This window comes from Pararhizobium sp. LjRoot235 (assembly GCF_964254145.1).
Classification (GTDB): Bacteria; Pseudomonadota; Alphaproteobacteria; order Rhizobiales; family Rhizobiaceae; genus Pararhizobium.
On sequence record NZ_CAXUSP020000001.1, the window covers coordinates 3,362,979 to 3,385,946 of the forward strand.

24 protein-coding genes are annotated in these 22,968 nt (G+C 60.8%); 9 read left to right on the forward strand and 15 right to left on the reverse strand.

Annotation, left to right across the window (positions count from 1 at the left end; translation table 11 throughout):
• Nucleotides 1–39: 39 nt before the first annotated feature.
• Nucleotides 40–438 (reverse strand): hypothetical protein, encoded by a 399-nt coding sequence (locus ACSQ2Z_RS16495; protein ID WP_436082178.1) that lies wholly within the window; start codon nucleotides 436–438, stop codon nucleotides 40–42.
• A gap of 288 nt (nucleotides 439–726) precedes the next feature.
• On the opposite strand from ACSQ2Z_RS16495, the gene ACSQ2Z_RS16500 reads away from it, so the two are divergent.
• Together ACSQ2Z_RS16500 and ACSQ2Z_RS16505 are read left to right on the forward strand one after the other, a co-directional pair.
• On the forward strand, nucleotides 727–2,277 hold the full coding sequence (locus tag ACSQ2Z_RS16500) for a helicase HerA-like C-terminal domain-containing protein (protein WP_436082179.1): 1,551 nt from the start codon (nucleotides 727–729) through the stop codon (nucleotides 2,275–2,277).
• 30 nt (nucleotides 2,278–2,307) lie between these two features.
• Nucleotides 2,308–2,643, forward strand: a complete 336-nt coding sequence (locus ACSQ2Z_RS16505) for a hypothetical protein (protein WP_436082180.1) — start codon at nucleotides 2,308–2,310, stop codon at nucleotides 2,641–2,643.
• Nucleotides 2,644–2,797: 154 nt separating this feature from the next.
• On the opposite strand, the gene ACSQ2Z_RS16510 is transcribed toward ACSQ2Z_RS16505, so the two are convergent.
• From ACSQ2Z_RS16510 to ACSQ2Z_RS16530, 5 genes are all read right to left on the reverse strand, one after another.
• Nucleotides 2,798–3,139: a hypothetical protein gene (locus ACSQ2Z_RS16510; RefSeq protein WP_436082181.1), complete on the reverse strand. Its 342-nt coding sequence runs from the start codon at nucleotides 3,137–3,139 to the stop codon at nucleotides 2,798–2,800.
• Nucleotides 3,140–3,281: 142 nt separating this feature from the next.
• Entirely contained in the window at nucleotides 3,282–4,115 is an 834-nt protein-coding gene (locus ACSQ2Z_RS16515) for an IS5-like element ISRm4-1 family transposase (RefSeq protein ID WP_436080270.1), read from the reverse strand.
• A 328-nt stretch (nucleotides 4,116–4,443) separates the two neighbouring features.
• Nucleotides 4,444–5,673: an IS4 family transposase gene (locus tag ACSQ2Z_RS16520; RefSeq protein ID WP_436082954.1), complete on the reverse strand. Its 1,230-nt coding sequence runs from the start codon at nucleotides 5,671–5,673 to the stop codon at nucleotides 4,444–4,446.
• A gap of 54 nt (nucleotides 5,674–5,727) precedes the next feature.
• Nucleotides 5,728–6,411: a hypothetical protein gene (locus ACSQ2Z_RS16525; RefSeq protein WP_436082182.1), complete on the reverse strand. Its 684-nt coding sequence runs from the start codon at nucleotides 6,409–6,411 to the stop codon at nucleotides 5,728–5,730.
• Nucleotides 6,412–6,803: 392 nt separating this feature from the next.
• On the reverse strand, nucleotides 6,804–7,226 hold the full coding sequence (locus ACSQ2Z_RS16530) for an organic hydroperoxide resistance protein (RefSeq protein WP_436082183.1): 423 nt from the start codon (nucleotides 7,224–7,226) through the stop codon (nucleotides 6,804–6,806).
• Nucleotides 7,227–7,361: 135 nt separating this feature from the next.
• On the opposite strand from ACSQ2Z_RS16530, the gene ACSQ2Z_RS16535 reads away from it, so the two are divergent.
• A complete protein-coding gene (locus ACSQ2Z_RS16535) occupies nucleotides 7,362–7,841 on the forward strand; it encodes a MarR family winged helix-turn-helix transcriptional regulator (RefSeq protein ID WP_436082184.1) in 480 nt (159 codons plus the stop codon).
• 97 nt (nucleotides 7,842–7,938) lie between these two features.
• Here ACSQ2Z_RS16535 and ACSQ2Z_RS16540 read toward each other — a convergent pair whose 3' ends face one another.
• Together ACSQ2Z_RS16540 and ACSQ2Z_RS16545 are read right to left on the reverse strand one after the other, a co-directional pair.
• Nucleotides 7,939–8,724: a L,D-transpeptidase family protein gene (locus ACSQ2Z_RS16540; protein ID WP_436082185.1), complete on the reverse strand. Its 786-nt coding sequence runs from the start codon at nucleotides 8,722–8,724 to the stop codon at nucleotides 7,939–7,941.
• Nucleotides 8,725–8,927: 203 nt separating this feature from the next.
• A complete protein-coding gene (locus ACSQ2Z_RS16545) occupies nucleotides 8,928–11,231 on the reverse strand; it encodes a sensor domain-containing protein (RefSeq protein ID WP_436082186.1) in 2,304 nt (767 codons plus the stop codon).
• A gap of 229 nt (nucleotides 11,232–11,460) precedes the next feature.
• Between ACSQ2Z_RS16545 and ACSQ2Z_RS16550 the strand changes: the two genes are divergently transcribed.
• Together ACSQ2Z_RS16550 and ACSQ2Z_RS16555 are read left to right on the forward strand one after the other, a co-directional pair.
• Entirely contained in the window at nucleotides 11,461–12,825 is a 1,365-nt protein-coding gene (locus ACSQ2Z_RS16550; protein ID WP_436082187.1) for a TIGR03808 family TAT-translocated repetitive protein, read from the forward strand.
• Nucleotides 12,826–12,924: 99 nt separating this feature from the next.
• A complete protein-coding gene (locus ACSQ2Z_RS16555; RefSeq protein WP_436083106.1) occupies nucleotides 12,925–13,590 on the forward strand; it encodes a glutathione S-transferase family protein in 666 nt (221 codons plus the stop codon).
• 14 nt (nucleotides 13,591–13,604) lie between these two features.
• Here ACSQ2Z_RS16555 and ACSQ2Z_RS16560 read toward each other — a convergent pair whose 3' ends face one another.
• On the reverse strand, nucleotides 13,605–14,507 hold the full coding sequence (locus ACSQ2Z_RS16560) for a LysR substrate-binding domain-containing protein (protein ID WP_436082188.1): 903 nt from the start codon (nucleotides 14,505–14,507) through the stop codon (nucleotides 13,605–13,607).
• A 92-nt stretch (nucleotides 14,508–14,599) separates the two neighbouring features.
• On the opposite strand from ACSQ2Z_RS16560, the gene ACSQ2Z_RS16565 reads away from it, so the two are divergent.
• Both ACSQ2Z_RS16565 and ACSQ2Z_RS16570 read left to right on the forward strand, forming a co-directional pair.
• Nucleotides 14,600–14,800 (forward strand): hypothetical protein, encoded by a 201-nt coding sequence (locus ACSQ2Z_RS16565; RefSeq protein WP_436082189.1) that lies wholly within the window; start codon nucleotides 14,600–14,602, stop codon nucleotides 14,798–14,800.
• Between the two features lie 54 nt (nucleotides 14,801–14,854).
• Complete coding sequence (locus ACSQ2Z_RS16570) at nucleotides 14,855–15,220, forward strand: MmcQ/YjbR family DNA-binding protein (RefSeq protein WP_436083107.1); 366 nt, start codon at nucleotides 14,855–14,857, stop codon at nucleotides 15,218–15,220.
• A 2-nt stretch (nucleotides 15,221–15,222) separates the two neighbouring features.
• Here ACSQ2Z_RS16570 and ACSQ2Z_RS16575 read toward each other — a convergent pair whose 3' ends face one another.
• Entirely contained in the window at nucleotides 15,223–15,843 is a 621-nt protein-coding gene (locus tag ACSQ2Z_RS16575) for a glutathione S-transferase family protein (RefSeq protein ID WP_436082190.1), read from the reverse strand.
• 89 nt (nucleotides 15,844–15,932) lie between these two features.
• Nucleotides 15,933–16,304, reverse strand: a complete 372-nt coding sequence (locus ACSQ2Z_RS16580; RefSeq protein WP_436082191.1) for a DUF4406 domain-containing protein — start codon at nucleotides 16,302–16,304, stop codon at nucleotides 15,933–15,935.
• A 99-nt stretch (nucleotides 16,305–16,403) separates the two neighbouring features.
• Between ACSQ2Z_RS16580 and ACSQ2Z_RS16585 the strand changes: the two genes are divergently transcribed.
• Nucleotides 16,404–17,156 carry a DeoR/GlpR family DNA-binding transcription regulator gene (locus ACSQ2Z_RS16585; RefSeq protein ID WP_436082192.1) on the forward strand — a complete coding sequence of 251 codons (753 nt, stop codon included), beginning with the start codon at nucleotides 16,404–16,406 and terminating at the stop codon, nucleotides 17,154–17,156.
• 21 nt (nucleotides 17,157–17,177) lie between these two features.
• On the opposite strand, the gene ACSQ2Z_RS16590 is transcribed toward ACSQ2Z_RS16585, so the two are convergent.
• From ACSQ2Z_RS16590 to ACSQ2Z_RS16600, 3 genes are all read right to left on the reverse strand, one after another.
• Nucleotides 17,178–17,648 carry a GNAT family N-acetyltransferase gene (locus ACSQ2Z_RS16590; protein WP_436082193.1) on the reverse strand — a complete coding sequence of 157 codons (471 nt, stop codon included), beginning with the start codon at nucleotides 17,646–17,648 and terminating at the stop codon, nucleotides 17,178–17,180.
• 46 nt (nucleotides 17,649–17,694) lie between these two features.
• Complete coding sequence (locus tag ACSQ2Z_RS16595) at nucleotides 17,695–18,702, reverse strand: asparaginase (protein ID WP_436082194.1); 1,008 nt, start codon at nucleotides 18,700–18,702, stop codon at nucleotides 17,695–17,697.
• 368 nt (nucleotides 18,703–19,070) lie between these two features.
• Entirely contained in the window at nucleotides 19,071–20,069 is a 999-nt protein-coding gene (locus ACSQ2Z_RS16600; RefSeq protein WP_436082195.1) for an NAD(P)H-quinone oxidoreductase, read from the reverse strand.
• A gap of 329 nt (nucleotides 20,070–20,398) precedes the next feature.
• Here ACSQ2Z_RS16600 and ACSQ2Z_RS16605 point away from each other — a divergent pair, with 329 nt between their 5' ends.
• The gene (locus ACSQ2Z_RS16605) at nucleotides 20,399–20,656 is read left to right on the forward strand and encodes a DUF1344 domain-containing protein (protein ID WP_436082196.1); all 258 of its coding nucleotides are present in this window, start codon (nucleotides 20,399–20,401) and stop codon (nucleotides 20,654–20,656) included.
• 117 nt (nucleotides 20,657–20,773) lie between these two features.
• On the opposite strand, the gene ACSQ2Z_RS16610 is transcribed toward ACSQ2Z_RS16605, so the two are convergent.
• Nucleotides 20,774–22,576: a GGDEF domain-containing protein gene (locus tag ACSQ2Z_RS16610; protein WP_436082197.1), complete on the reverse strand. Its 1,803-nt coding sequence runs from the start codon at nucleotides 22,574–22,576 to the stop codon at nucleotides 20,774–20,776.
• Nucleotides 22,577–22,968: the final 392 nt, after the last annotated feature.

A 22,968-nucleotide genomic window follows, 5' to 3' on the forward strand; every position in this document is an offset into this window, starting at 1 on the left:
CGCCTCGGCGACGCGGCCATGAACGGTTTCATTCAGATATCAGACGAACTGGCTGAGGCCTGGTACCGAAGCGACCACTTCGTCAACGACGTCGTCGCCGGCCTTTTCCTTGGCATAGCCGATGGTTTCCTTGGCGAGTGCGGTGATTTCGCCCATGCCGAGGCCTTGCGACATCAGCTGCTGGCCGAGCGCCATGACGCCGCCGCCGGCACCGACGGCGCTGAGCAGTCCACCCAGCAGGCCGCCGCCATTGCCCGAGCCTTCGCCATTGAACTTGGCGACCATTTCGGAAGCGCCGGGAATGGCTTCGATCATCCTGGCGACCGGGCCGTCGGCTGCTTCGCGCTGCAGGAAGCCGAGCATCATGCCGATGGCCTTTTCAGCCGTTGCCGGGTCGATGCCGACGTTTTCCGCAACGCGGGTGACCAGTTCGTTCATGGGTGATTCTCCTCGTATTTTGACGTTGACGTCAACGTAAATTATCTCGGCTTGAGACTCAAGCGCCGTTCGAACCGGCTGTCCACAGCGCGAACCCGACCATCGTTTCATGCATCAGGAGCGATTACAATGCGGCTATCGGGCACGGCAACCGCGCCGTGTGGCCCAATCCTCCTGTTGCCGGTGGCACGCACTGCTCCTATAACATCCCTTGGAAAACAATGTGATGAAAACCCTGCGCCGGTCAGCGAGCCGCGGCTTTCATTGTCAAAACGGAGACAAGGCCCCATGCTTGAGGACGGGAAGCTCTATATCGGCACGAGCCGGAAGCCGGACGACACGATCAACAAGCCGGAATATCTCGATTTCAAGTTCGGCAACCGCCATGGCCTGATTACCGGGGCGACCGGCACCGGTAAGACCGTGACGCTGCAGATCCTTGCGGAAAGCTTCTCCAATGCCGGCGTGCCGGTCTTTTGCGCTGACGTCAAGGGCGACCTTTCCGGCATCGGCGCGATCGGCGAGGAGAAGGACTGGGTGAGGAAGCGGGTCGAGCAGATCGGCTTTACCGATTTCAGTTTCCAGGAATTCCCGGTGATCTTCTGGGATCTCTATGGTGAAAAAGGCCACCGCGTCCGCGCCACCGTCTCGGAAATGGGGCCGCTGCTGCTGTCGCGCCTGATGAACGCCAGCGATGCGCAGGAAGGGGTGATCAACATCGCCTTCAAGATCGCCGATGACGGCGGCCTGCCGCTGCTCGACCTCAAGGATTTCCAGGCGCTGCTCACCTACATGGGCGAGAACGCTTCCGAGCTTTCCAACAGATACGGTTTCATCTCGAAATCCTCGACCGGCTCGATCCAGCGCGAACTCTTGATCCTCGAACAGCAGGGCGCCGAGCACTTCTTTGGCGAGCCGGCGCTCAAGGTTTCCGACATCATGCGCACGACCCGCGACGGCCGCGGCGCGATCTCGGTGCTTTCCGCCGACAAGCTGATGATGAACCCGCGTCTCTACGGCACGTTCCTGCTGTGGCTGATGTCGGAACTGTTCGAGGAACTGCCGGAGGTCGGCGATCCCGACAAGCCGAAGCTGGTCTTCTTCTTCGACGAGGCTCATCTGCTTTTCAATGACGCGCCAAAAGTGCTGCTCGAGCGCATCGAGCAGGTGGTGCGGCTGATCCGCTCCAAGGGCGTCGGCGTCTATTTCGTCACCCAGAACCCGCTCGACGTGCCGGACACGGTGCTGGCGCAGCTCGGCAACCGCGTCCAGCATGCGCTGCGCGCCTATACGCCGCGCGAGCAGAAGGCGGTGAAGACGGCGGCCGATACCTTCCGGCCCAACCCGGATTTCGACTGCGCAACGGTTATCACCAATCTCGGCACCGGCGAGGCGCTCGTCTCGACGCTCGAAGGCAAGGGCTCACCGTCGATGGTCGAGCGCACGCTGATCCGTCCGCCGTCAAGCCGCGTCGGCCCGCTGACCGAGGCCGAACGCGCCAACATCATGAAGATCAGCCCGGTGGCCGGGCTCTACGATGAGGATTTCGACCGGGAATCGGCCTACGAACTGCTCGCCAAGCGCGCCGCCAAGGCGGCCGAACAGGCTGAAGCTGCGCGCGAGACCGAAGAGGCCCCGGCCTCCCCCGGCGGCAGCCGCTGGACCCTGCCCGGCTTCGGCGACGACGAACCGGCATCGACGCAGGCAAGGCCGAGAGCCCGCTCCGGCTACCAGCGCGAAACCGTCGCCGAGGCGGCGATGAAATCCGTCGCCCGCACAGTCGCCTCCTCGCTCGGCCGTGCGCTGGTGCGCGGGATCCTGGGGAGCTTGAAGCGGTAACGGGCGAGACGGCCTTGATCGAGCAGTGGCATGAGGAAATGGGCAACGTCGTCAACCGGGCGCTGGAGCGGGCGGGGCAGGCGCAGCGAGCAGAGGGCCGAGACGATTGTGAAGGCCGAGGAACCCCGTGCCGCCAATGACAATGTTCAGGCCCGCGTGTTCGATCTTGCCACCGCCCGGCTCGACCGCGATCCGGAGGCGAAGATCGGCGCTATCGCCATGGCGCTGGAGCGCCGGGCGGGCCAAGCGAGCGCGGCCAGCTCTAGCGCGCGGTCGTTGGCCGGAATCTGGATCGGTTCAGCGGGTGGATCGCGGTACGCGGACTGCGGCTCGAAGAACTATGGGAGAGGTTTGAAAGGGCGATGAACGAGACGGGGAAGTCCGTCAAGGGCCGGTCGAGCAGCCACAGTTCACGCCCGAGCAGCGTGACAAGCTGCTCGGTACGAATCGGGGTCCGGCAGGAAAAGAGCGGTCCGGCAAGGATGAGCGAGAGAGATAGGTAGTAGCGATATAGTCTGGATCAAAAATCCTCGATCACGAATGGTGCGTTCTCGTCAGTGTCGTTGCCGAAGAAGTTAATGCGCTTAAATGCGCCGCTCAAATGCCCTCGTTCTCTGAACGTTTCGACAGCATAATCGGCTCCACCAGTCCGGTGTGTAGAAAATGGGATTTTCATATCACGTAATTTTTCGAGCATAGAGAATAAAGATTGGCTATTTTTGGCGTCAAAAAATAGTAAATTTCTGTCAATGTTGTCTTTTTTAAATCCTAATTTTTCAAACATCCTTAAATCAGTCTCACTTGAGAATTTTATACCTATATATTCTGAGCTAACTATAGTTACACGAGTCGGTTTGCCCATTTTTAATTACTCCAACCAAAATATTCTCCGAGAGTCTTTACTCCGCCCCTGTCTTTGGTCGATGCTCGATCGCTAATCGTCAACTCCGGTCCTCCGCCTGGCAAGCCCTTATTTCCTCCTAAGAGTCGGACTCGAAAAGGCTTCAACGATATCCATATCTTGCAAGGCGTCTTGTGAGCATGCGGATGTGGGCGATGGTTATCCACGCTTCTGCTGAAGCGACGGATTTTTCGAAGTCCTTGGCCAGCCTGCGGCATCGCCCCAGCCAGGCGAAGGTCCGCTCGACGACCCAGCGGCGCGGCAGGATTTCAAAACCCTTGGCCTTGTCGGAACGTTTGATGATTTCGAGTGTCCATTTCCCGATTTTCTGTAGCCGCTTTTTGAGCTTGTCGCCCGCATAGCCGCCATCAGCGAAGACATGAAGCAACCACGGCCACCGGTTTTTGACGGATTTCAGGAGATCGGGAGCGCCGTCGCGATCCTGGATATCGGCGCTGTGCACCATGAGGCCGACCATCAGCCCGAGCGTGTCTACAATGATGTGGCGCTTGCGGCCCTTGATCTTCTTCCCAGCATCAAAGCCACGGATACCACCGCTTTCAGTCGTTTTAACGCTTTGGCTGTCGATCACGCCTGCTGTCGGCGAGGCTTCTTTCCCCTCCAGTTCCCGCGCCTCCATGACGAGGTGATGGTTGATCCGTGGCCAAAGACCCATTGCCCGCCATTCATAGAAATACCGCTGCACCGTCGAACAGGGCGGAAAGTCCTTCGGCAGCATCCGCCACTGGCAGCCTGTCGAAGCGATATAGAGAAGGGCGTTTAAAACATCGCGCAAATCAGTCTTGCGCGGACGGCCCAGACGCCGTGGCGCAGGCATGAACGGCGCAACAAAATCCCATTCCCGATCCGTGACATCGCTTGCATATCCGCTCGTCCGCCGGACATAATTGCGCCGGGTGGTTTCAGTCCAGGCCATCGTGATCTCCATCGAATCTTTGCAAATCCGACGGAATCACAACTGACTGAAATCACTCAAATCTTTTTGAGGCAGCCTCTCAGAAGCTCTGGTTTCCTTGGACAGGCGAGCCGACGCCTCTGGATTTTAGGTCACTAATTTCGCGTATTTTAAAGCCAATACGGTTCACATAACGACTCTGATGGCGTTTTTGATGTTGACGGGCGGTGGTGGCCTGTCGGCTTTTCGTCGGACAGGGAAGTTACTCATCTTGCGTTTGACGCCGCGTTTGTTTCGGCGATGAGCGCGGGGTGGGACGCGCTCCTGGAGGATCTCGGCGAGGATGGCGCTATGCAGGGCGGCTCGACGCCGAGGGGGGAATAGCGCCGAAGGCGGGGAGCTTTCGGCGGATGACGCGAACTGCGTGCAGAAAGGAGAGCCGATCGGGGTCCTCGTCGGCCTGGAGGGCGGCTTCATGCATGAGACCGCGAATGGCGAAGTGGGCCATCAACAGGCCGAAGACCTCCTGGCGCACCAGGTCGGGGGTTTTGCTGCGCAAGACGATCTTGGCGCCGCGCAGGTGGGTCTTGAGTTCGCCCAGGGCGGTCTCGATTTCCCAGCGCTCGTGATAGAGCGCGGCCAGGTCTTCGGCGCCGGCCTTGGCGTGGTCGAGAACCGTGGTGGCCAGGCGATAGATGGGCTCGGCACCCTCGACGCCGTCCAGGCGGTAATCGATGACGCGAACTGCGACGCCCTTGGTCTTGCGCCGGCGATCGGTCTCGGACGGATAGATGTGGCTCAGATAGGAGCCGTCGGGCAGCCGTTGCTCGTCTTTCAGGCGCGCATTCTGCTTGATCCTCCAGAGCAGGTCGGCTCCGGTGGCGCTGGCCTGGGTCCACATCGCGTAGCCAAAGAAATTGCGATCCGCCAAGCAAAGCATGCCTTGGCGCAGGGCTGGCAGAACCTCTTTGGTCAAGGCGATCTCGCTGGTGGTGCAGCCAGCCATCTTCGTGCCGAACAAGACATGCGTGCCGTTCTCCACCAAGGAGACGAAGCGGACTTGCGGGAAGGCGCTTTCGCCATGACCCGCGCCCGGCCGACCGAAGGCGGCCTCGAGAGCCGGATCGTCGGCGACGTCGAACGTGCTGCCGTCGAGGCTGACCAGACGCCACGCCCCGAACCAGGCCCCCTTGGTCCCCCGTGTCGCGATGGGCTGCACCATCGCGTCATGCAGGCGCTGCACCGCCTCGAAGCCGAGCCGCGTGCGGGCTTGGGAAATACCCGATTTTCCCGCCACCTTGAGCGCAGCCCCCGGCCCGCTCAGCCATTGGACGCCCTCCAGCATGCACCGCAGCACCTCTTTACAGGAGGCGTTCATGAACAGCGCCAGGGCGATGACGTAGTAAACCACCACATGAGCCGGCAGATCGCGCTGGCGGATGCTGGTCTTGCCCGACGCGGCCAGAACCTCATGCACCTTGCCGATCGGAAATGTCTTGGCGATCACCCCCAGACCGATGAAATCCGTGATCCGGCGTCCCGCCGCAAGCCCCGCCACCGTACGCCCCATCAATCCCACCCCCGATTCGCAGGTGGGCATTGATTCACAGCCATCGTTAACTGAATGTTAATTTTACTCTAAGTGAACCGTATTGATTTTAAAGCCGCTTTTCCGAAGACTTCCGGATTCCAATCCTAAAGCGTCCTCCAGTCGCGCAACCGTTCTTGAATCCAGCCGAGACGAATCCAATTTATTGAGCGGCCCCAAGACATCTTCTAGTGCTTTTCTGTCGGTTACGAACGTTTCATATCGGCCGATCTTATCGAAATCTTTATCGTAGCTTCTTGGCGAAATATTGTACCCGATGTTGTCTTTCAAAAGAGTGTCTGCTCTGGCTCTTATGCCCTCCTGACGGGCGGCCGCACCCATGATCGCCGCTCCAGCCATGGTAGCTGCCAACCCTCCAATACCGGGGTGGCCTAAGTTCGGACTGACATCATGAATTTGTATTTCTTGATCATTTATGCCGGGGTGTGAGTCCAAAAAGTCAGGGATATTATCCCCGTCAAGGTCCGTAGGGTCGAGGGGCGGACCGCCATTGTGGCCCATCTGATGGCCATTCGGATCGCTTTTATTGACCGGGTCATTGCCGGAATAGGCATAGCGGTTGGTGCCCACGCCCGACATTGTCGGGTCCATGGTGTCCGGTGAAATAAAGCGGGCATTTGCCGCCGAGCCGAAGGACACGGACAGCATGCTGCAAATGAGCAGCAGGCTGAGAATGCGGGTCTGAAACCCGCTGGAAAAGCACTTCATGAACGATCCCCCACTTGAATCAGATCGTTATTACACCTGGCCATCCTGCGGCCGCCACCCCACGGATTCCGCCCTGGCCTGCGAAAACCGCTCGATCGGCAGAGCGCCAGAACGGCTATGCGAAGAATTCTCTTGAACTGTCCCGACGATTTATTCAACCATGGGTAGCTATTTGACTGGTTGCAGTCAATGGACAGAGTCGGACTTCCGTGGATTTTCCTGATATTAACCGGGGACGCCGCCGAAGGGACCGCACCATCCGCCCGTCGCATTGCATCGCTGCATCCCAGGTCGTTGTCATCGTTTTCAACTTTTCCGGAAGGTGTCTCTCTCCACGAAAAAAGCCCGGCGGATCGCTCCACCGGGCTTGTCGGTTCGAGACGGTGGTTCCCTCAGGCAAGGGTTGCCGGGATTTCCGTCGAGGTGCGCAGCGCGTGGCTGTAGGGGCAGACGATGTGGGCGGCGGCGACCAGCTTTTCGGCGACGTCGCGCTCGACGCCCGGCAGGTTCACGGAAATCGAGGGGCTGATGTAGAAGCCGGTACCATCCTCGCGCGGGCCGATGCCGACGGTTGCGGTTACGGTCGCGTCAGCCGGGATCGTAACCTTTTCCTTACCGGCGACGAATTTCAACGCGCCGAGGAAGCAGGCGGAATAGCCGGCTGCGAAGAGCTGTTCCGGATTGGTGCCGGTGGCACCATCGCCGCCGAGTTCCTTGGGAACGGTGAGCGTCACATCGAGGACACCGTTTTCGCTGACGGCGCGGCCGGCGCGGCCACCGGTTGCGGATGCCTTGGTGGTGTAAAGAATGGGCATGGTCTGTCTCCTTGGTTCCAGGTGGTTGATTACGGGAGCAATTTGCTGCGGAATTATCAATAGCGTATAATTTAATCGGACACAATATAATTTTGCAAATTGCAAAACGGCGACAAAACTGCGAAGATGCGAGCTATGACCGACGATAGTGACACCCATAAGGACGATCTCAAGGACGGCGAGGCCCTGGCGCTCGGCCAGCAGCTTTGCTTTGCGGTCTATTCCGTGGCGCACGCGTTCAACCGCACCTACAAGCCGCTGCTCGACCGCTTCGGGCTCACCTATCCGCAATATCTCGTGCTTCTGGCGCTCTGGCAGCACGACAATATGACGGTCAAAGGCATTGGCGAGGAACTGGGGCTGGATTCCGGCACGCTGTCGCCGCTGCTCAAGCGGCTCGAAACGGCCGGCTTCGTCAGCCGCACGCGCGACAAGGGCGACGAGCGGCAGGTGATCGTCGCGCTGACGAAAAGAGGCGTGACGCTGAAGACCGATGCCTTCGGGGTCCTGATGGAAATCGGCAAGGCAACCGGATGCAGCATGAAGGAAGCCGCCGCCCTGCGCTCGGCGCTGCACGACCTCAACCGGCATCTCGACGAGCACAACGGGGTTTAGCGTCTTCTACACAATTCCGAGGAATTATGTTGCAATTTCAAATCTCTACCGCGCGCCACGAGCGGCGGCAGGCGCGCATGGCCGGGCGCGAAAAGTTTCAAATCACCAGGATCGGCGCGCCGTTACGGACGCGGTCGTAGAGATCGATGACGTCCTGGTTGATCAGGCGCACGCAGCCGGAGGACACTGCCTTGCCGATCGATTGCCATTCCGGCGATCCGTGCAGGCGATAAAGCGTGTCTTCGCCGTTCTGGAAGATGTACATCGCCCGCGCGCCGAGCGGATTGTCGATGCCAGGGGCCATGCCGCCATTGGCGATCGAATATTGTACCAGCTGCGGCTGGCGGGCGACCATCTCGTTCGGCGGCTTCCAGCGCGGCCATTTCTGCTTCCACTGGATCACGCCCCTGCCCGACCAGGCAAAGCCCTCGCGGCCGATACCGACGCCGTAGCGCATGGCCGAACCATTGGACAGGATGAGATAGAGGAAGCGTTCGCCGGTATCGACGATGATCGTGCCCGGCTTTTCGCCGAAGGTGTTGGGCACCTCCTGGCGATAGAAGCGCGCATCGATCTGCTCATACGGCACCGCCGGTATGTTGAAACCATCATCGATCTTTGGCCCGTACATCTCGGCATAGTAGGCCGATTGCAGCGGCAGACCGCTCGGCTCCCCGCCATAGACCGGCCCCTCCAGTTCCGCTCCATAGCGCGGGTCACTGAAACGGCCTTCCAGCGCCGGATTGCGAAAATAGGGCGCTGTTTCGGCACGGAACCGGTCGGTGTTCATCGAGGAGGTGCATCCGGCAAGGCCGGCCGAGGCCATGGCAAGCCCGGAGATATTGAGGAACTGCCGGCGGGAGAGTGATTTGGACAGTATCATTGAACTCTATATATGTCGTTGACGCGGATTGGCGAACACGCGGCCGAAGACGCCACGCAAAAAATTGCTCCGGCAGCTATGCACCGGTCCCCGCCACAAGTATGGCAATTGCGGCTGGATCGGGGCTTGCGCCGATCAAGGCTGTTCACGACTATGAGAGTGCGCATCGACCGTGTCCAGTGCGCAACAGTCCGGCGGCGCGGTCACGCCAGGAGGGCGGCAAAGGCGGCGGGTGTCACCGGCCGGCTGACGAAATACCCCTGCACGTCATGGCAGCCGCTCGCCTGCAGGAAATCGACCTGCGCCTGGGTCTCCACCCCTTCGGCAATCACCTCGATCTGCAGCTTTTGCGCGAGTGAAATGATCGCGCCGGTGATCGCCTTGTCGTCGTCGTCGCCCGGAATATCCTGAATGAAGGACCGGTCGATCTTCAATCGCCGGACGGGAAAGCTCTTGAGCGCGCTGAGGCTCGAATAACCGGTACCGAAATCGTCGATGGCGAGATGGACGCCGAGCACCTGTAGCTCGTGCATTGTGGCGATCGCCGCGCCGACATCCTGCATGATCAGACTTTCGGTCAGCTCCAACTCGAGATAACAGGCTTCCAGCCCGCTTTCCGCCAGCGCTTCCGCGACCCTCGACACCCAGTTGCGCTCCCGGAACTGGCGGGCGGATACGTTGACGCTGACGACGATCGGCGGCAGGCCGGCCTCCTGCCAGGCCTTGTTCTGCCGGCAGGCCTCGTTCAGCACCCAATCGCCGATCGGCACGATCAAGCCTGTTTCCTCGGCCAGCGGGATGATTTCCGCGGGTGAGACCAGGCCGCGCTCAGGATGTTGCCAACGCAGGAGCGATTCAGCAGCGAAAACCCTGCCGGTTTTCAGATTCATCTGCGGTTGATAGTGCAGCACGAATTCACCGCGAGCGACCGCATCACGCAGTTCCTCATAGCGCTGCAGCTTTTCACGCGCCTTCGCCGCCATTTCAGCGTCAAACAGTTGCAGATTGTTGCGGCCCACTTCCTTGGCCCTGTACATGGCCGAGTCGGCACTAGCCAGCAACTCGGTCGCCGTCTGGCCATGGTCGGGATAACAGACCACGCCCATGCTGCAACTGACCTGCAGGCTGCGCCCCGACAGAGCGAGCGGCGCGCCGATCGCCGTGCGAATATCCTCAAGCCGGGAGGTGACGACGCCGCTATCCGGCGGCAGGCAGGTCAGGAGAATGATGAACTCGTCGCCGCCGACCCGCACGATCATGTCCGAGTTGCGCACGCAAGCCAGCATGCGGCCTGCGACGAGACGCAGGAGTTCATCACCGGCGTGATGACCCAGCGTATCATTGATCAGCTTGAAATTGTCCAGATCGAGAAAGGCGAGCGCCACCCACTGACCGCTTGCCCGCGCCTGCTGCAGCGCGCCGGCGACACATTCATCGAACAGCACCCGGTTCGGCAACCCGGTCAGCGCGTCGTGATGCGCCATGAACTGGATGCGCTCTTCCGATTGCCGACGCTCGATGGCGATGCCCGCCAGATGCGCAGCCATCGAAATCAGTTCGGTCTGTTCCGCCGAAGGAAGGCCGACCTCGCGCGAATAGAGCGCGAATGTTCCAAGCACCTTGCCTTGATAGGAGTGGATCGGCGTCGACCAGCAGGAGCGATAGCCGAACGGTCGGACGATATCGACAGCATCCTCCCAGAGGGGATCGGAGAGGACGTCGGCGACCACGACCGGCTCGCCGCGCCAGGCGGCCGTGCCACATGAGCCGGCCTTGGGACCTATGGCGATGCCATGAACCGCCGCATTATAAGCCTCGGCGAGGCTGGGGGCTGCCCCCATCAACAGATGCTGTCCGTCCGGCGAAAGAAGCAGGATCGAGCCGACAATGCCGGGCAGATGCCCCTCGATCATCAGGATCAATTCGCGGAAGAACTCGGTGAGCGGTGTGCTCTTGGCGATCAGTTCCAGCAGCCGGGCCTGGCCGATGAGAAGGCGCTCTGCCTTCTTGCGATCGGTTATATCGCGCGAGACGCCGACGATGCCGATGGTTGCGCCCTGCTTGTTGCGCAGCGGCACCTTCGACGTCATCAGCCAGCGCTCTTCCTTGCTGACCGCATTCAACTCCTCTATCCCGAACATGGGTTCACCGGTTTCGATCACCCGGCGCTCAGCTTCGGCAAAGTGACGGGCGTTTTCCGGCGTATGGATATCAAAGTCAGTCTTGCCGACGATTTCATGGGCTTCCCGGAATCCGTTTTCCGTCACTGTCGCCTGGTTGGCGACCAGGAAACGACCTTCAAGGTCCTTGGCGTAGATGTAATCAGGAATGTGGTTGACCATCGTCTCGAGCCAATAATGGCGATCGGCGATGTCTGGCTCGGACGCCAACATGCGCGAGACTTCCGTCGCCAGGCGCTGGCCTGCGGCCATCAGGCGCTGCGTGTCGTCGTTGCCGACGACCTTGGTTCGGCTATCCCTCCAAGAGTAGTCCAAGTTCTTTGTCAAGCAAGCCTCCGGAGACAGTTTGCCCGTTCAAGCTGTCTTTCCTGATTTCCTGCCCAGATTTCTACCAGCCAGAGGTTATTCTTTGCTAAAGAAGTACTTGTAAATAGACGAATACTGCCGCTGCCCTTCTGAATTCCAATGCCTCATCCAGTTTGCCGGCAACATTTCGTATCATTTCGGCACATCGGACATTGGCATGATTGACGCTTGTAAACGCAAGAGATTTGCCATGTTGAACCGGCGCCTGCTTCTGTCTTCGATCGCCTCGATGTTTTGTTGCCCGGCAGCCGGAACCGCCATGGCTGCAAAACCGGTGCCGGATGGCATGCGCGGTACGATCGATATCTCCGGCTACGGCGTCGGTCCCGATGCTGCCGCAGATCAAGGCAAGGCCCTCAGCCGTCTTTTCGAGGATGCGGCACAAACGGGCATGCCGGTCTTCCTGCCTGCCGGCGACTATCTGCTTTCCGGCATCACGCTGCCCGACAATCTCCGGCTGAGCGGCGTTCCCGGCCGGACGCGGCTGACCTATGCCGGTGGCGGCGGGTTTCTGAGCGGCGAAGGGCTGGAGCGCCTGACGTTATCGGATCTCGTTCTTGACGGCGGCGGCAAGGAACTCGGTGACAATGCCCAAGGGCTTCTCAACCTGCGCGGCGTCGCCAATCTGGCGATCGAAAACTGTACCATCACCGGCTCGCCGAAACACGGCATCAATGCCGAGCATTGCGGCGGCCGGATCGAACGCAACAGCATCTCGCAATCCGCCGCCGGCGGCATCTATGCGGTGGAAAGCGAAAATCTCTCGATTGCGGCCAATACCGTGTTCGACTGTGGCAATGGCGGCATCCTCGTGCATCGCTGGGAGGCCGCGGAAGACCGGACGATGGTCAGCGGCAACCGTATCTTCCGGATCGCCGCCAAGGACGGCGGCACCGGCGAGAACGGCAACGGCATCAGTATTTTCCGCGCGGCAAACGTCATGGTGACGGACAACCATGTCTCCGACTGCGCCTTTTCCGCCATCCGCGCCAACAGCGCGACGGACGTGCAAATCGCCAACAACCAGTGCCAGCGCTCCGGCGAAACGGCCATCTACGCGGAATTCGGTTTTCAGGGCGCGCTCGTCACCGGCAACCTGATCGACGGCGCCGCCAACGGCATCCTGATCGTCAACTTCGACGAGGGTGGGCGGCTGGCGACCGTCAGCAACAACATCGTACGCAACCTGCATATCGATGGCCCCTATATCCATGACGGCGCCGGTTTCGGCTTCGGCATCGCCGTGGAGGCGGATACGGCCGTGACCGGCAACGTCATCGAGAACGCGCCGAAATGGGGGCTGATGCTCGGCTGGGGACCTTACATGCGCAATGCCGTCGCGACCGGCAATCTGGTGAGGAACGCCGGCGGCGGTTGTGCGGTGACGGTCGTCGAAGGCTCGGGCACCGCGCTGATCGCCAACAACCTGTTTCAGGACGTCCGGGACGGCGCCATTCTCGGCTATCGCTGGAACGAGAAGGTCACCGGGGACCTCATGACGAGCGGAAGCGAAGCCTTCGCCCACCTCACCCTTTCCGGCAATCGCCTCAGCTAAACATCAAAAGATTTCATGGCTGATATCAACGGTCTCGGCTTCAACCGCTGCCGCGCCTGCCGTAGCCTGCGGGGCATTTTCGGCGAAAGGGGAACAACCATGCTGACGATCTATGGCGTCTACTGCTCGCGTGCCTCGCGCAACTATTGGATGGCGGAGGAACTGGGTATTCCGTTCAAATCCGTGCCGGTGATCCAGGCGCGGCTGCTTGTCGACCCGCTGGCACCCGACGCCCGGCTCAACACCAAATCGCCCTCCTTCCTCGTCGTCAATCCGATGGGCCAGATCCCGGCGATCGACGATGACGGGCTGGTGCTGACGGAATCACTGGCCAACAATCTCTACCTCGCCCGCAAGCATGGCGGACCGCTTGCCGCCACTGACATCAGCGAAGAAGGCGAGATGCTGACATGGACGCTGTGGGCGGCGACGGAGGTCGAACCCCATACGGTCAAGATCGTATTGACCTATGACAATGCCGCGGAAAATACGCCGGAGGGCAAGGCGGTCATTGAGGCTTCGGTCAAGGGGCTGGAAAGGCCGCTCGCACGGCTGGAAGCGCATCTTCAGGCGCGGGATTGCATCGTCGGCAACCGCTTCACCGTCGCCGACCTCAACCTTGCCGAAGTGCTGCGCTACGCCATGAGCGAAACCTATCTGTTCGACAGGCATCCACGCGTAAAAGCCTGGCTTTCCCGTTGCCATGCGCGGCCAGCCTTCGAGAAGATGATGGCGGGCCGGCGCAAGGAGGCGGAGGCCGCCTGAGCCTGCACGCTCGCTCAGACAAAGCCGAGACGCTGCATGCTCTCGGCGATCTCGTCGCGCACCCACTGCTTGAAGGCGGAAACCGTCTTCGTTTCACGGCGCGACGGCGGGGTCACGAAATAATGCGCGAACCCGGTCTTCACCCGGATGGGGTATGGCATGACCAATCGCCCCTCGACGATCGAATAACCGGCGAGCGTCTGCCAGGCGAGCATCACGCCCTGGCCGGCAATCGCCGCGTCGAGGCAGAGCGAGGCATCGTTGAACACATGCCGCGCGGTCATCTGTTTTCCGGAAAGACTAACTTCGCGCAGCCAGGTTTCCCAACTGAACATCGAGCGGCCGTCGATCACCGCCGGAACGTCCAGAATATCCTTCGGCTCCTTTAGTTTTTCTGCAATGGCCGGGCAACAGACCGGAAATATCTCCTGTTCCAGCAGCAATTCGGCCCTGACGCCCGGCCAGTTGCCCGAGCCGACGCGGATGCCGACATCGACGCCGGATGTTTCGAGATTGGCGAGAGCCGTCGTCGCATCGATGCGCAGGCGGATGTCGGGATGTTTCTCGGTGAAATGATCCAGCCGGTGAACCAGCCAGCGTGCCGCGAAAACCGGGGCGACCGAGATCGTCAGGATTGTCTCGTCGCGCCTGCGGGCCGAGGCGACCGCGTGATCCAGCATTTCGAAACCGCCGGTCAGCCGCGGCAGGAAGCCCTCGCCGAAAAGGGTCGGCACGAGGCCGCGCGGGCTGCGTTCGAAAAGGATGCGGCCAAGTTGTTTCTCCGTCTTGATGATCTGCTGACTGACCGCGCCGATGGTGACGCCCAATTCTTCAGCCGCCGCCTGCAGCGAACCGAGCCGACCGGCAGCTTCGACGGCGCGCAATCCGTTGAGATGAACGGCGTTCAGATTCTTCATATAGCTTTCCTATATTGCCATCGCGGCAATCTCAATTGAAAATTGCACCATACGAGAGGACTATCACCTCACCGACGAAGGATGGTGATGCCATGTTGAAGATTTTCTCCAGTTTCGGCCAGTTGCTTTCCGGCTCCGCAGCGGCAAACGAAGACACAGACACGGCCTGGGTCTGCGACTTGCTGCGCCACCCGGACATCGCCCGCATGGACACGCGCGAACTCGGCGACCTGCCCTTTCCCGGCCCGGTTATCCGAGCGACGCAACTCCCGGGAGATCGCTGCGGCGCCTGATACTTGCCTTGAGGGTCGTTTCGTTCGAAGCTCCCGGATATCGCGAGCGTGACCATGACCGGCAGCCATGAGACGGATTTCGAGCGGATCGTGAGGCTCGCCCAAGCGGCGGGCCTTGCCGAGGTGATGACCGGCACATGTTACGGAACGCCTGCCCTTGCCGTCCGGGGCAAGACCTTCGCGCGGATGAAGGAGGCGGGCATTCTCGTCGTGATGTGCGCCAGAGAGGAAAAGGAAATGCTGATCGAACTGGCGCCCGAGCTCTATTTCGAGACCGGCCACTACAAGGGCTGGCCGGCCATGCTGGTCCGCCTTGGTGTCATCAGCGATCTGGAACTGACGCAAAGACTGATCGCCGCCTGGCGGCAAAAGGCGCCGAAGCGGCTTGCCGCCAGCTTCCCTGGCCCCGCCAGCCCGTAAACTCAGGCGTTTACGACGCTCAAAACCTTCTTGACGGCCGGGCGCTCGGCCATGCGCCGGCGATGATCCAGCACCTTCGGGAAGCGCGCGGAATCGACACCGTCGCCCTCCAGCCAGCCGGCAACGGTAAACAGGTAGGGATCGGCGATCGAATAGGTTTCGCCCATCACCCACGGACCGGCGGACATGCTGGTTTCGATCAGGTCGAAACAGTCGCCCATATTGCTCGCGACCTTCTGCGTCATCGCCTCGATCGCCGCAGGATCATCAGCCCAGCGGCTGGCGCGGCGCTTGTGCGCATGGGCCACATGCACCGTCGAGCAGAGGTAGGAATTGAAGGACTGGATGCGGGCGAACGCGAACGGATCGGCCGGTACGCCGATCGGCGATCCCGGAAAACACTGGCCGAGATAGGCAAGGATCGCCGGGGTTTCAGTGAGCACGCCGCGATCCGTCACCAGCGCCGGCACCCGGCCTTTCGGATTGACGCGCAGGAACTCGGGCGAACGCTGTTCCTGCTTTGAGAAATCAATGCTTTGTGCTTCATAACGTGCGCCCGATTCTTCAAGCGCGATATGCGAGGCCAGCGAGCAGGTGGCCGGCGTGAAATAAAGCTTCAGCATCTCAATCTCCATCGCTCGCCACGGCAGGCGAGCTTTCCGCGCAAGTAATAACAATCACGCCGGATGTTTGCCAGCCGGTTCAGCGCCGATCACGCCATTGTGGTCACGGCGCAGCCCGGCACGTCTTCCAGCCGGAAATAGACCGGAATTCCGCGCTCCCTGGCGATGCGAACATCATTGTTCGCTCCCCTGGAGTCGCCGGGCAAGCGCAAGACGGCATCGCAAAGCTGCAGAAGCCGCCCAGCGACGGGATGAAAGATCTTCTCATAGAGATCATCCCCCACCTCGCGGCCTCCCGCCGTGCGCCAGACCGGCAACGCCACCCATTCGCCGATCATCGGCACATGGCCCGCCTGAAACAGCGCATGAGACGGCGCCTCCAGACGCTCCAGATTGGCCGCCATTTTTTCAGGCTCGTCACCAGTGCCGGAGCGATATGGGCCCGCAATCAGAATAAGCATGTTTTCCTCCACAATCGCACGAACATTCCCGTTTTATCTGGGATATTTCGTGATAAACATGCAATATCGTGAAGAGTCAAGAATGATTTGGAGATCGAAATGCTGACTTCGCAGCGGCGCGCGCTAATTTCCGCGCGGCTTGCCAATGACGGGCAAGTTGTTGCCGGGGAACTGGCGGCGGAACTGAACCTCTCGGAAGACACGATCAGGCGCGATTTGCGCGACATGGCAGCGGCCGGTCTTCTGAAACGGGTACACGGCGGAGCACTGCCGATCGCGCCGCCACTCCCCGACTTGGAGGCCCGGCAGACGATTTCCGCCGATGTCAAGAAGCGCCTGGGGCGCAAGGCGGTAGAACTGATCCGCACCGGGCAGCTTATCTTCCTAGACGGCGGCACCACCAATGCCGAGATCGTCCGCGCCCTGCCCCGCGAGATGAAGGTGACGATCGCAACGCACAGCCCGGCAATCGCATCGCTGCTGGCGAAACACCGCGCCGAGGTGATCCTGATTGGTGGCAGCCTCTACAAACACTCGATGGTGGCGACGGGTGCTGCGGCGCTCGCCGCAATCGGCATGCTTCGCCCTGACATCTTCTTCCTCGGAGCGACCGCAATCCATCCCGCCCACGGGCTCTCGACCGGCGACTACGAGGAAGCGGCCATCAAGCGCGCCATTGCGGCGCGATCGGCCGAAACCATCACGTTGCTGACGGAGGAGAAATTCGGTGCCGTCTCGCCGCACCATATCGCCGGCATCGACGAGATGGCTGGACTGATCGTGCCGGCCGGCATGGATCCGCACGTCCTTGCCCCCTACAGAGGTCAGAACGTGCAACTTATCGAGGCGTAAAATAATCGCGACGACCGGATACTACGGCTCGCCTATCCGCTTGCTCATGTTGATGCCCGTGGTCTGGAAGCCTGATGTCTTGTAGACGTGCTGGGCGCGCTCGTTGTCAGCAGCGACACGCAGGCGGATTTCCGCGATGCCGCTCTCGGCGAGGTGCGTTTCGAGCGCGTTCAGGGCCTGCCGGCCGTAGCCCCGTCCCTGATGCGCGGCGAGGATATGGAAATCGCTGATGAAGGCCGAGCGCTCACCCGGAGCCGGCCGATACCAGAGATAGCCGACATGGTCGTCCGCCTCGTTCACAATGCAGAGCAGCACCTCGCCCGGCGTCTGCGGCCCGTCGGGCAAATGGTCGGCGATCTCGCGGCTTGCCCGCGCGAAGCCTTCTGTCTCCGAAAGCCCGTAGTTCGCCGCGATTTCAGCAGCATAATCCCGGATGAAATAGGCCAGATAAGCGGCAAATTCGGTGGCTTTCATGGGCCGCAAGGCGATCATCGATCATTGTCCTGTCGCTTGGGGCCGATCGTCAAGGCAATTCGGTTCAGTGGGAAAAGGCATCCGTCACCCGGACATCGCCGACATGGATGCCGTTCCAGTTCCTCATCGAATGGTTGGCCTCAGCCATCAGGGTGGCGTGCAGCGCGGGCTCATCGCGGAAGAAGCGGGCAAGCGTGGCGGCGACCATCGCCTCGGCGGCGCGGGTGGTGCCGTCCTCGCATTTGAGCGCTATGGCGATCCCCATTTCCGGGATGGCTGCGCAGAACACGCCCTCGGCGCCGGTCTTGGCAAAAATGCGGCCGGGTGCCGTCTGCATCAGGCGGGTACAGGCACGTTTGCTGCCGGCGACATAGAAAGGTTCGGCCGTGCAGGCCTCTATCAACCGTTTTGACGCCCTGGCGCGGACCGGCTCCAGCCCTTGGCCCGTGATCATCTTGGCAAAGCCATGGGCAAGGCTCTTCAACGGCACGGCATAGGTCGGGATCGAGCAACCGTCGATGCCGCAATTGTCGTGCGCGAGCGCTGCCCCGGTCAGACTTTCCATCACGCCGCGAATTTCCCGCTGCAGCGGATGATCGTAGGTGACGTAACCGGCCGTTTCCTCGCCGCTATGGCAGCAGGCACAGACGAAGCCCGCATGCTTGCCCGAGCAATTGTTGTGGAGCTGCGTCGGGTGCTGGAGCGACCGGGCTTGGGCGATGAGCGTTTCCTGACTGGGCGACCAGTGTGCGCCGCATTCGAGCGTCGCGACGTCCCTGCCGGCGGCCGCCAGCATCGCGGCGGCGAGCGCCACATGCTCCGGCTCGCCATTGTGCGACGAGCAGGCAAGCGCCAGTTCCCTGTTGCCGAATCCATAGGCGTCGGCGGCGCCCGTCTCCATCAACGGCAGGGCCTGCATCGCCTTGCAGGCCGAGCGCGGGAAGACCGCCGCATCGGTGTCACCCAACGAAAAGACGGTTTTACCGGAGCCATCGACGGCTATTACCATGCCGCGATGACGACTCTCCACCAAATTGCCACGGGTGACCTCAACAAGTACCGGGTTCGACATGCCTATGCCCTCAAAAATCCAATTTCTGCCCGTGTCTTTAGACCAAGATCGCGCAACACAAAACCCCGGACCCGCGCATGAAATTTCCTCACAGACTGCTCCTCAGACAAACAAAAAGGGCCACCCTAGGGGCGGCCCTCCATGAGTCTTGGCCAGGTAACAGGCCCGGACCGCATCCGTTGAAGGTGCGACCCGCAGGAAGGTTGGGTTCAGATCGAGGGCTGCCTCGTCTCTGCCACCACAATTCCCATGTCCGTTACGAGGTTCGAAAGCTCATTAGACACTGGATCACCTTCCTTTCTTTACGTTGAAGATAGGCTGAAGGTAAATCCGATTCCTGGCGATTGCAAGGATGACGGTCTTAGACTTTAGAATGCCATGACGATCTTGCCGATGTGATCGCCGGCTTCCATCAGGCGATGCGCCTCGGCAACATTCGAGAACGGCACCACGGCGTGCATGACCGGGTGAACGTTGCCCTCGTCCAGGAGCGGCCAGACATTGTCCAGGAGATCGTCGCGGATCGCCTCTTTCTCGACCGCCGTGCGCGGCCGCATGGCAGAGCCCATGACATGCAGGCGCTTGGCGAGAATCGGCGCGATATTGGCCTTTTCCACTGTGGCGCCACCGAGGAAAGCAATGATCGACAGGCGGCCGTCCTTGGCGAGCGAAGCGATGTTGCGATCAAAATAGGGCGCGCCGACCATGTCGAGAATGACATCGACGCCGTAGCCTCCGGTTTCCTCCAGGATGACCGCCTTGAAATCCTCTTCGCGGTAGTTGATCGCTCTCCTCGCACCCAGCGACACGCAGGCGTCACACTTGTCCTTGGCGCCGGCGGTGACGAAAACCTCGGCGCCGAAGGCACGGGCAAGCTGGATGGCCGTGGTGCCGATGCCGCTCGAGCCGCCATGGACGAGGATCTTCTCGCCCTCCATCAGATCGGCCATCTGGAAGACGTTGGCCCAGACGGTGAAGAAGGTTTCCGGCAAGGCCGCAGCGCGGGCCGCGTCATAGCCCCTCGGCCAAGGCAAGGCCTGTGTCGCCGGCAGGGCGCAGAATTCGGCATAGCCGCCGCCATTAGCCAAGCCGCAGACCTTGTCTCCGATCGTAAAACCCTTGGCGCCCTCGCCCAGGGCCACCACTTCACCGGCAACCTCGAGCCCGAGGATCGGGCTTGCGCCCGGCGGCGGCGGATAGTGGCCCTGCCGCTGCAGCACGTCCGGGCGATTGACACCGGCAGCCTCGACCCAGATCAGGATATCGCCGGGCTTGATCCCAGGCAGCGGGCCTCGTGCCAGCACCATCTTTTCCGGCCCGCCGGGAGACGGAAGATCGACATAGGTCATTTCAGTCGGAAGGGTCACGGGCGTTCTCCTCGTTTGCAAGAATACCGGTTATCTAGCGCGGCGGGCGAGAAGGGCAAAGCTGTGTTTTGGCCGCCAGGCATGGCGCACGTGAACGATGTGGCAAAACGATATCGGCGCGGCAGATGCTGCGCTGCATCATGGCAAAAATAGGTCATCCAAGGCCCTGCAAAAATTAAGTTTCTTTAATTTGAACGGCGCGGAAACTGGGTCTAGCTTCATCCTCGAAACCGGGAGACGCCGGCGGTTTTCCCAGCCGCGACGCGACGGCTCCGGACGGTTTCACGACAGACGGTCCACAATGTAGGGACCAAACAAGGACGACACCCATGCGTGCTCTTCTGACCTCATTGACCATCATCTCCGCAATTTCCCTCTCGTCAGCCGCTTTTGCGGCCAGCACCACAAGCAGCACGATCCGCGCCCTCGACACCAAGGCGATGACGCTGACGCTGAAGGACGGCACCAGCTACAGGCTGCCTGCCGGCTTCAAGGGTCCGGGCCTCAAGGTCGGCGAAAAGGTCACGGTTGCCTATGAAATGATCGGCAAGAAGCATCAGGCAACGGCTGTCACGCCGGTGCAGTGACGCGCGGATCGTCGCATGAGGTTTCCCGATCACGGCTAGACGCTTTGGGCTCATGCAACGGGCTGGAATCCATCAGGGGTTCCAGCCCGTTTTCTTTTCCGTGCACGGCTGCGGCGATTACCGTGGCACCCGGCCAAACGTGTCGAAGACCAGGCCAGTTTCGCTTTCCTTTGCCTGGCTCTTGATTTCGGCAATGCGGGCGCTGACGGCCTGGGCATCGGAAAAGACGAAGCCTTCCGGCAGGATCAGCACCGCGATCGAACAGCGCATCAGCGGGAAGCGCGTCGCTTCGCCGCTGCGGCCATGGCCGGTCATGCAGCCCGCCGTCTGATGCTCCCGGGAATAGAGCTTACGGACATCGCTGCAGAATTCGGAGAGAACCCGGGTCAGCACAGCAGCGACATCCTCCTGCGTCCAGCCGCTGACGCCGATGAAAAAATCGTCGCCGCCGACATGGCCGAGAAACTTTTCCTCGCCGATGAAATGCCGGCGCATCAGGGCTGCAAACAGCGAGATGGCCAGATCACCCTTCTGGAAACCGTAATGGTCGTTGAAGGGTTTGAAGCTGTCGAAATCGCAATAGCAGAAATAGCGGGCCTCATCGCCGTCGAGCGCGGCGTCCTGCACGTAGTCGCGGATAGCGCGGTTGCCGGGCAGGCCGGTCAGCGGGTTCTGCTCCTGGGCACTCTTCAATTGCTTTTCGCTGATGATCTTCAGCAACGAGGAAGCCGACAGGATGCCGGCATAACGCATGTTCTCCGTCAGGATGACGCAGTCGCTGCCATCCATGCCGGCAAAGATCTTCAGCATCTCGTCGGCCGGCGTCTCGAGGTCGGCGATCGGCGCCGGGCTGACGAAATGCGAGATGTGCCGCTGGTACATGTGGTTCTTCAGGAGATCGCGGCCGAAGGGATGATAGATCATCTCCTTGACGTGATATTCGTGCAGCACGCCGCGCGGCTCGCCATTGGCGTTGAGCACCGGAAAGAAGCTGCGCTGCGGCGAGCGGCGGAACAGTTCGAACACTGAATCCAGGTCGTCGTTTTCCTTGACCGCCGGAACCTGCTCGATCTGCTTGCGGATCAGGATGCTATCGAGCGAGGCCGACTGGCGCCGGGCGCCGGCGGTCTGCTCCAGATGCGGATAGGCGGGCTGCAGGTCGGCGAAATGCACCGTCGGGCGGGCGATGAAATAACCCTGGACAAGGTCGCAACCGAGGTCGCGACAGGTGGCGAATTCGGCCTCCGTCTCGACGCCCTCGGCAATGACGCGGGTGCCGAGCACATGGGCGGTGTTGACCGTGTGGCGGACGAGATGGCGCTTGCGCGGGCTGGCTTCGATGCCGGAGATGAAATGCCGATCGATCTTCACATAATCCACCGGCTGGTCGCAGAGCAGCTTCAGTCCGTTGAACCCGACGCCGAAGTCGTCGATCGCCAGCTTGAAACCGGCGAGCCGCAACCGCTTCACGAGGCCGGAAAAGTCCGGCATCTTGCCGCTGTCGAAACGCTCGGAGAGTTCGAAGCAGATCGACGACGGCGGAATGTTCGAGCGCTTCAGGTGATTGCAGAGCCGCTCGACGACACCGCCTTCCAACCCGATCAGGCGGCTGTCGAAATTGACGAACAGCGTGCGTGAGGCGAAATCCGGCAGGCTGGCAAAAGCGGCAAAGGCGCGGCTATTGACCATATGCTCCAGCGCCATCAGTTGCCCCGCCTCCTCGGCCTTGTCGAGAAGTTCGAGCGGCGACTGGAAGCCGAGCCGCTCGAAGCCGCGCATCAGCGTCTCATAGCCGAAAACAGCACCCGTCGCGATCTCGACGATCGGCTGGAAGGCATTCTCGATCACCAGCTTGGCGAGCGTGACGATCTGGTCATCGCCGAAGCGGCGCAGGGAGAGCATTTCGGCAGCGGCGGACATGCGTAAACTCCGGATACGGATAATGAGATTGCACGAAAGATCGCTTCCGGGCTTAAATTTTCCGTTTCCCCAGCGTGACAGATTTGTGAAAGTTCAATGACTGGCAGGAGTTAGCCGCAGGGCACAACCACTTTTTCCAAGCAGCAAAAAACCGCCGTCAGCCCTTGGGGAGAACACGAAGGCGATCAGCGCGCTGATGGCCTGGGCATCGAAATGACGAAGCCTTCCGGCGTGGGGGAAGATCTTCGTTTCGCCACCGCGATCATGGCCAGTCATGTAACATAAAAGGCTTATCCCGTTTGCACAGGGACACACCGGATATCGTTATATTAGCGATGCTTAATTCTCTGTCCTTTGGGACACGGCTAGAACCTTAGATAGCAACATGGCTG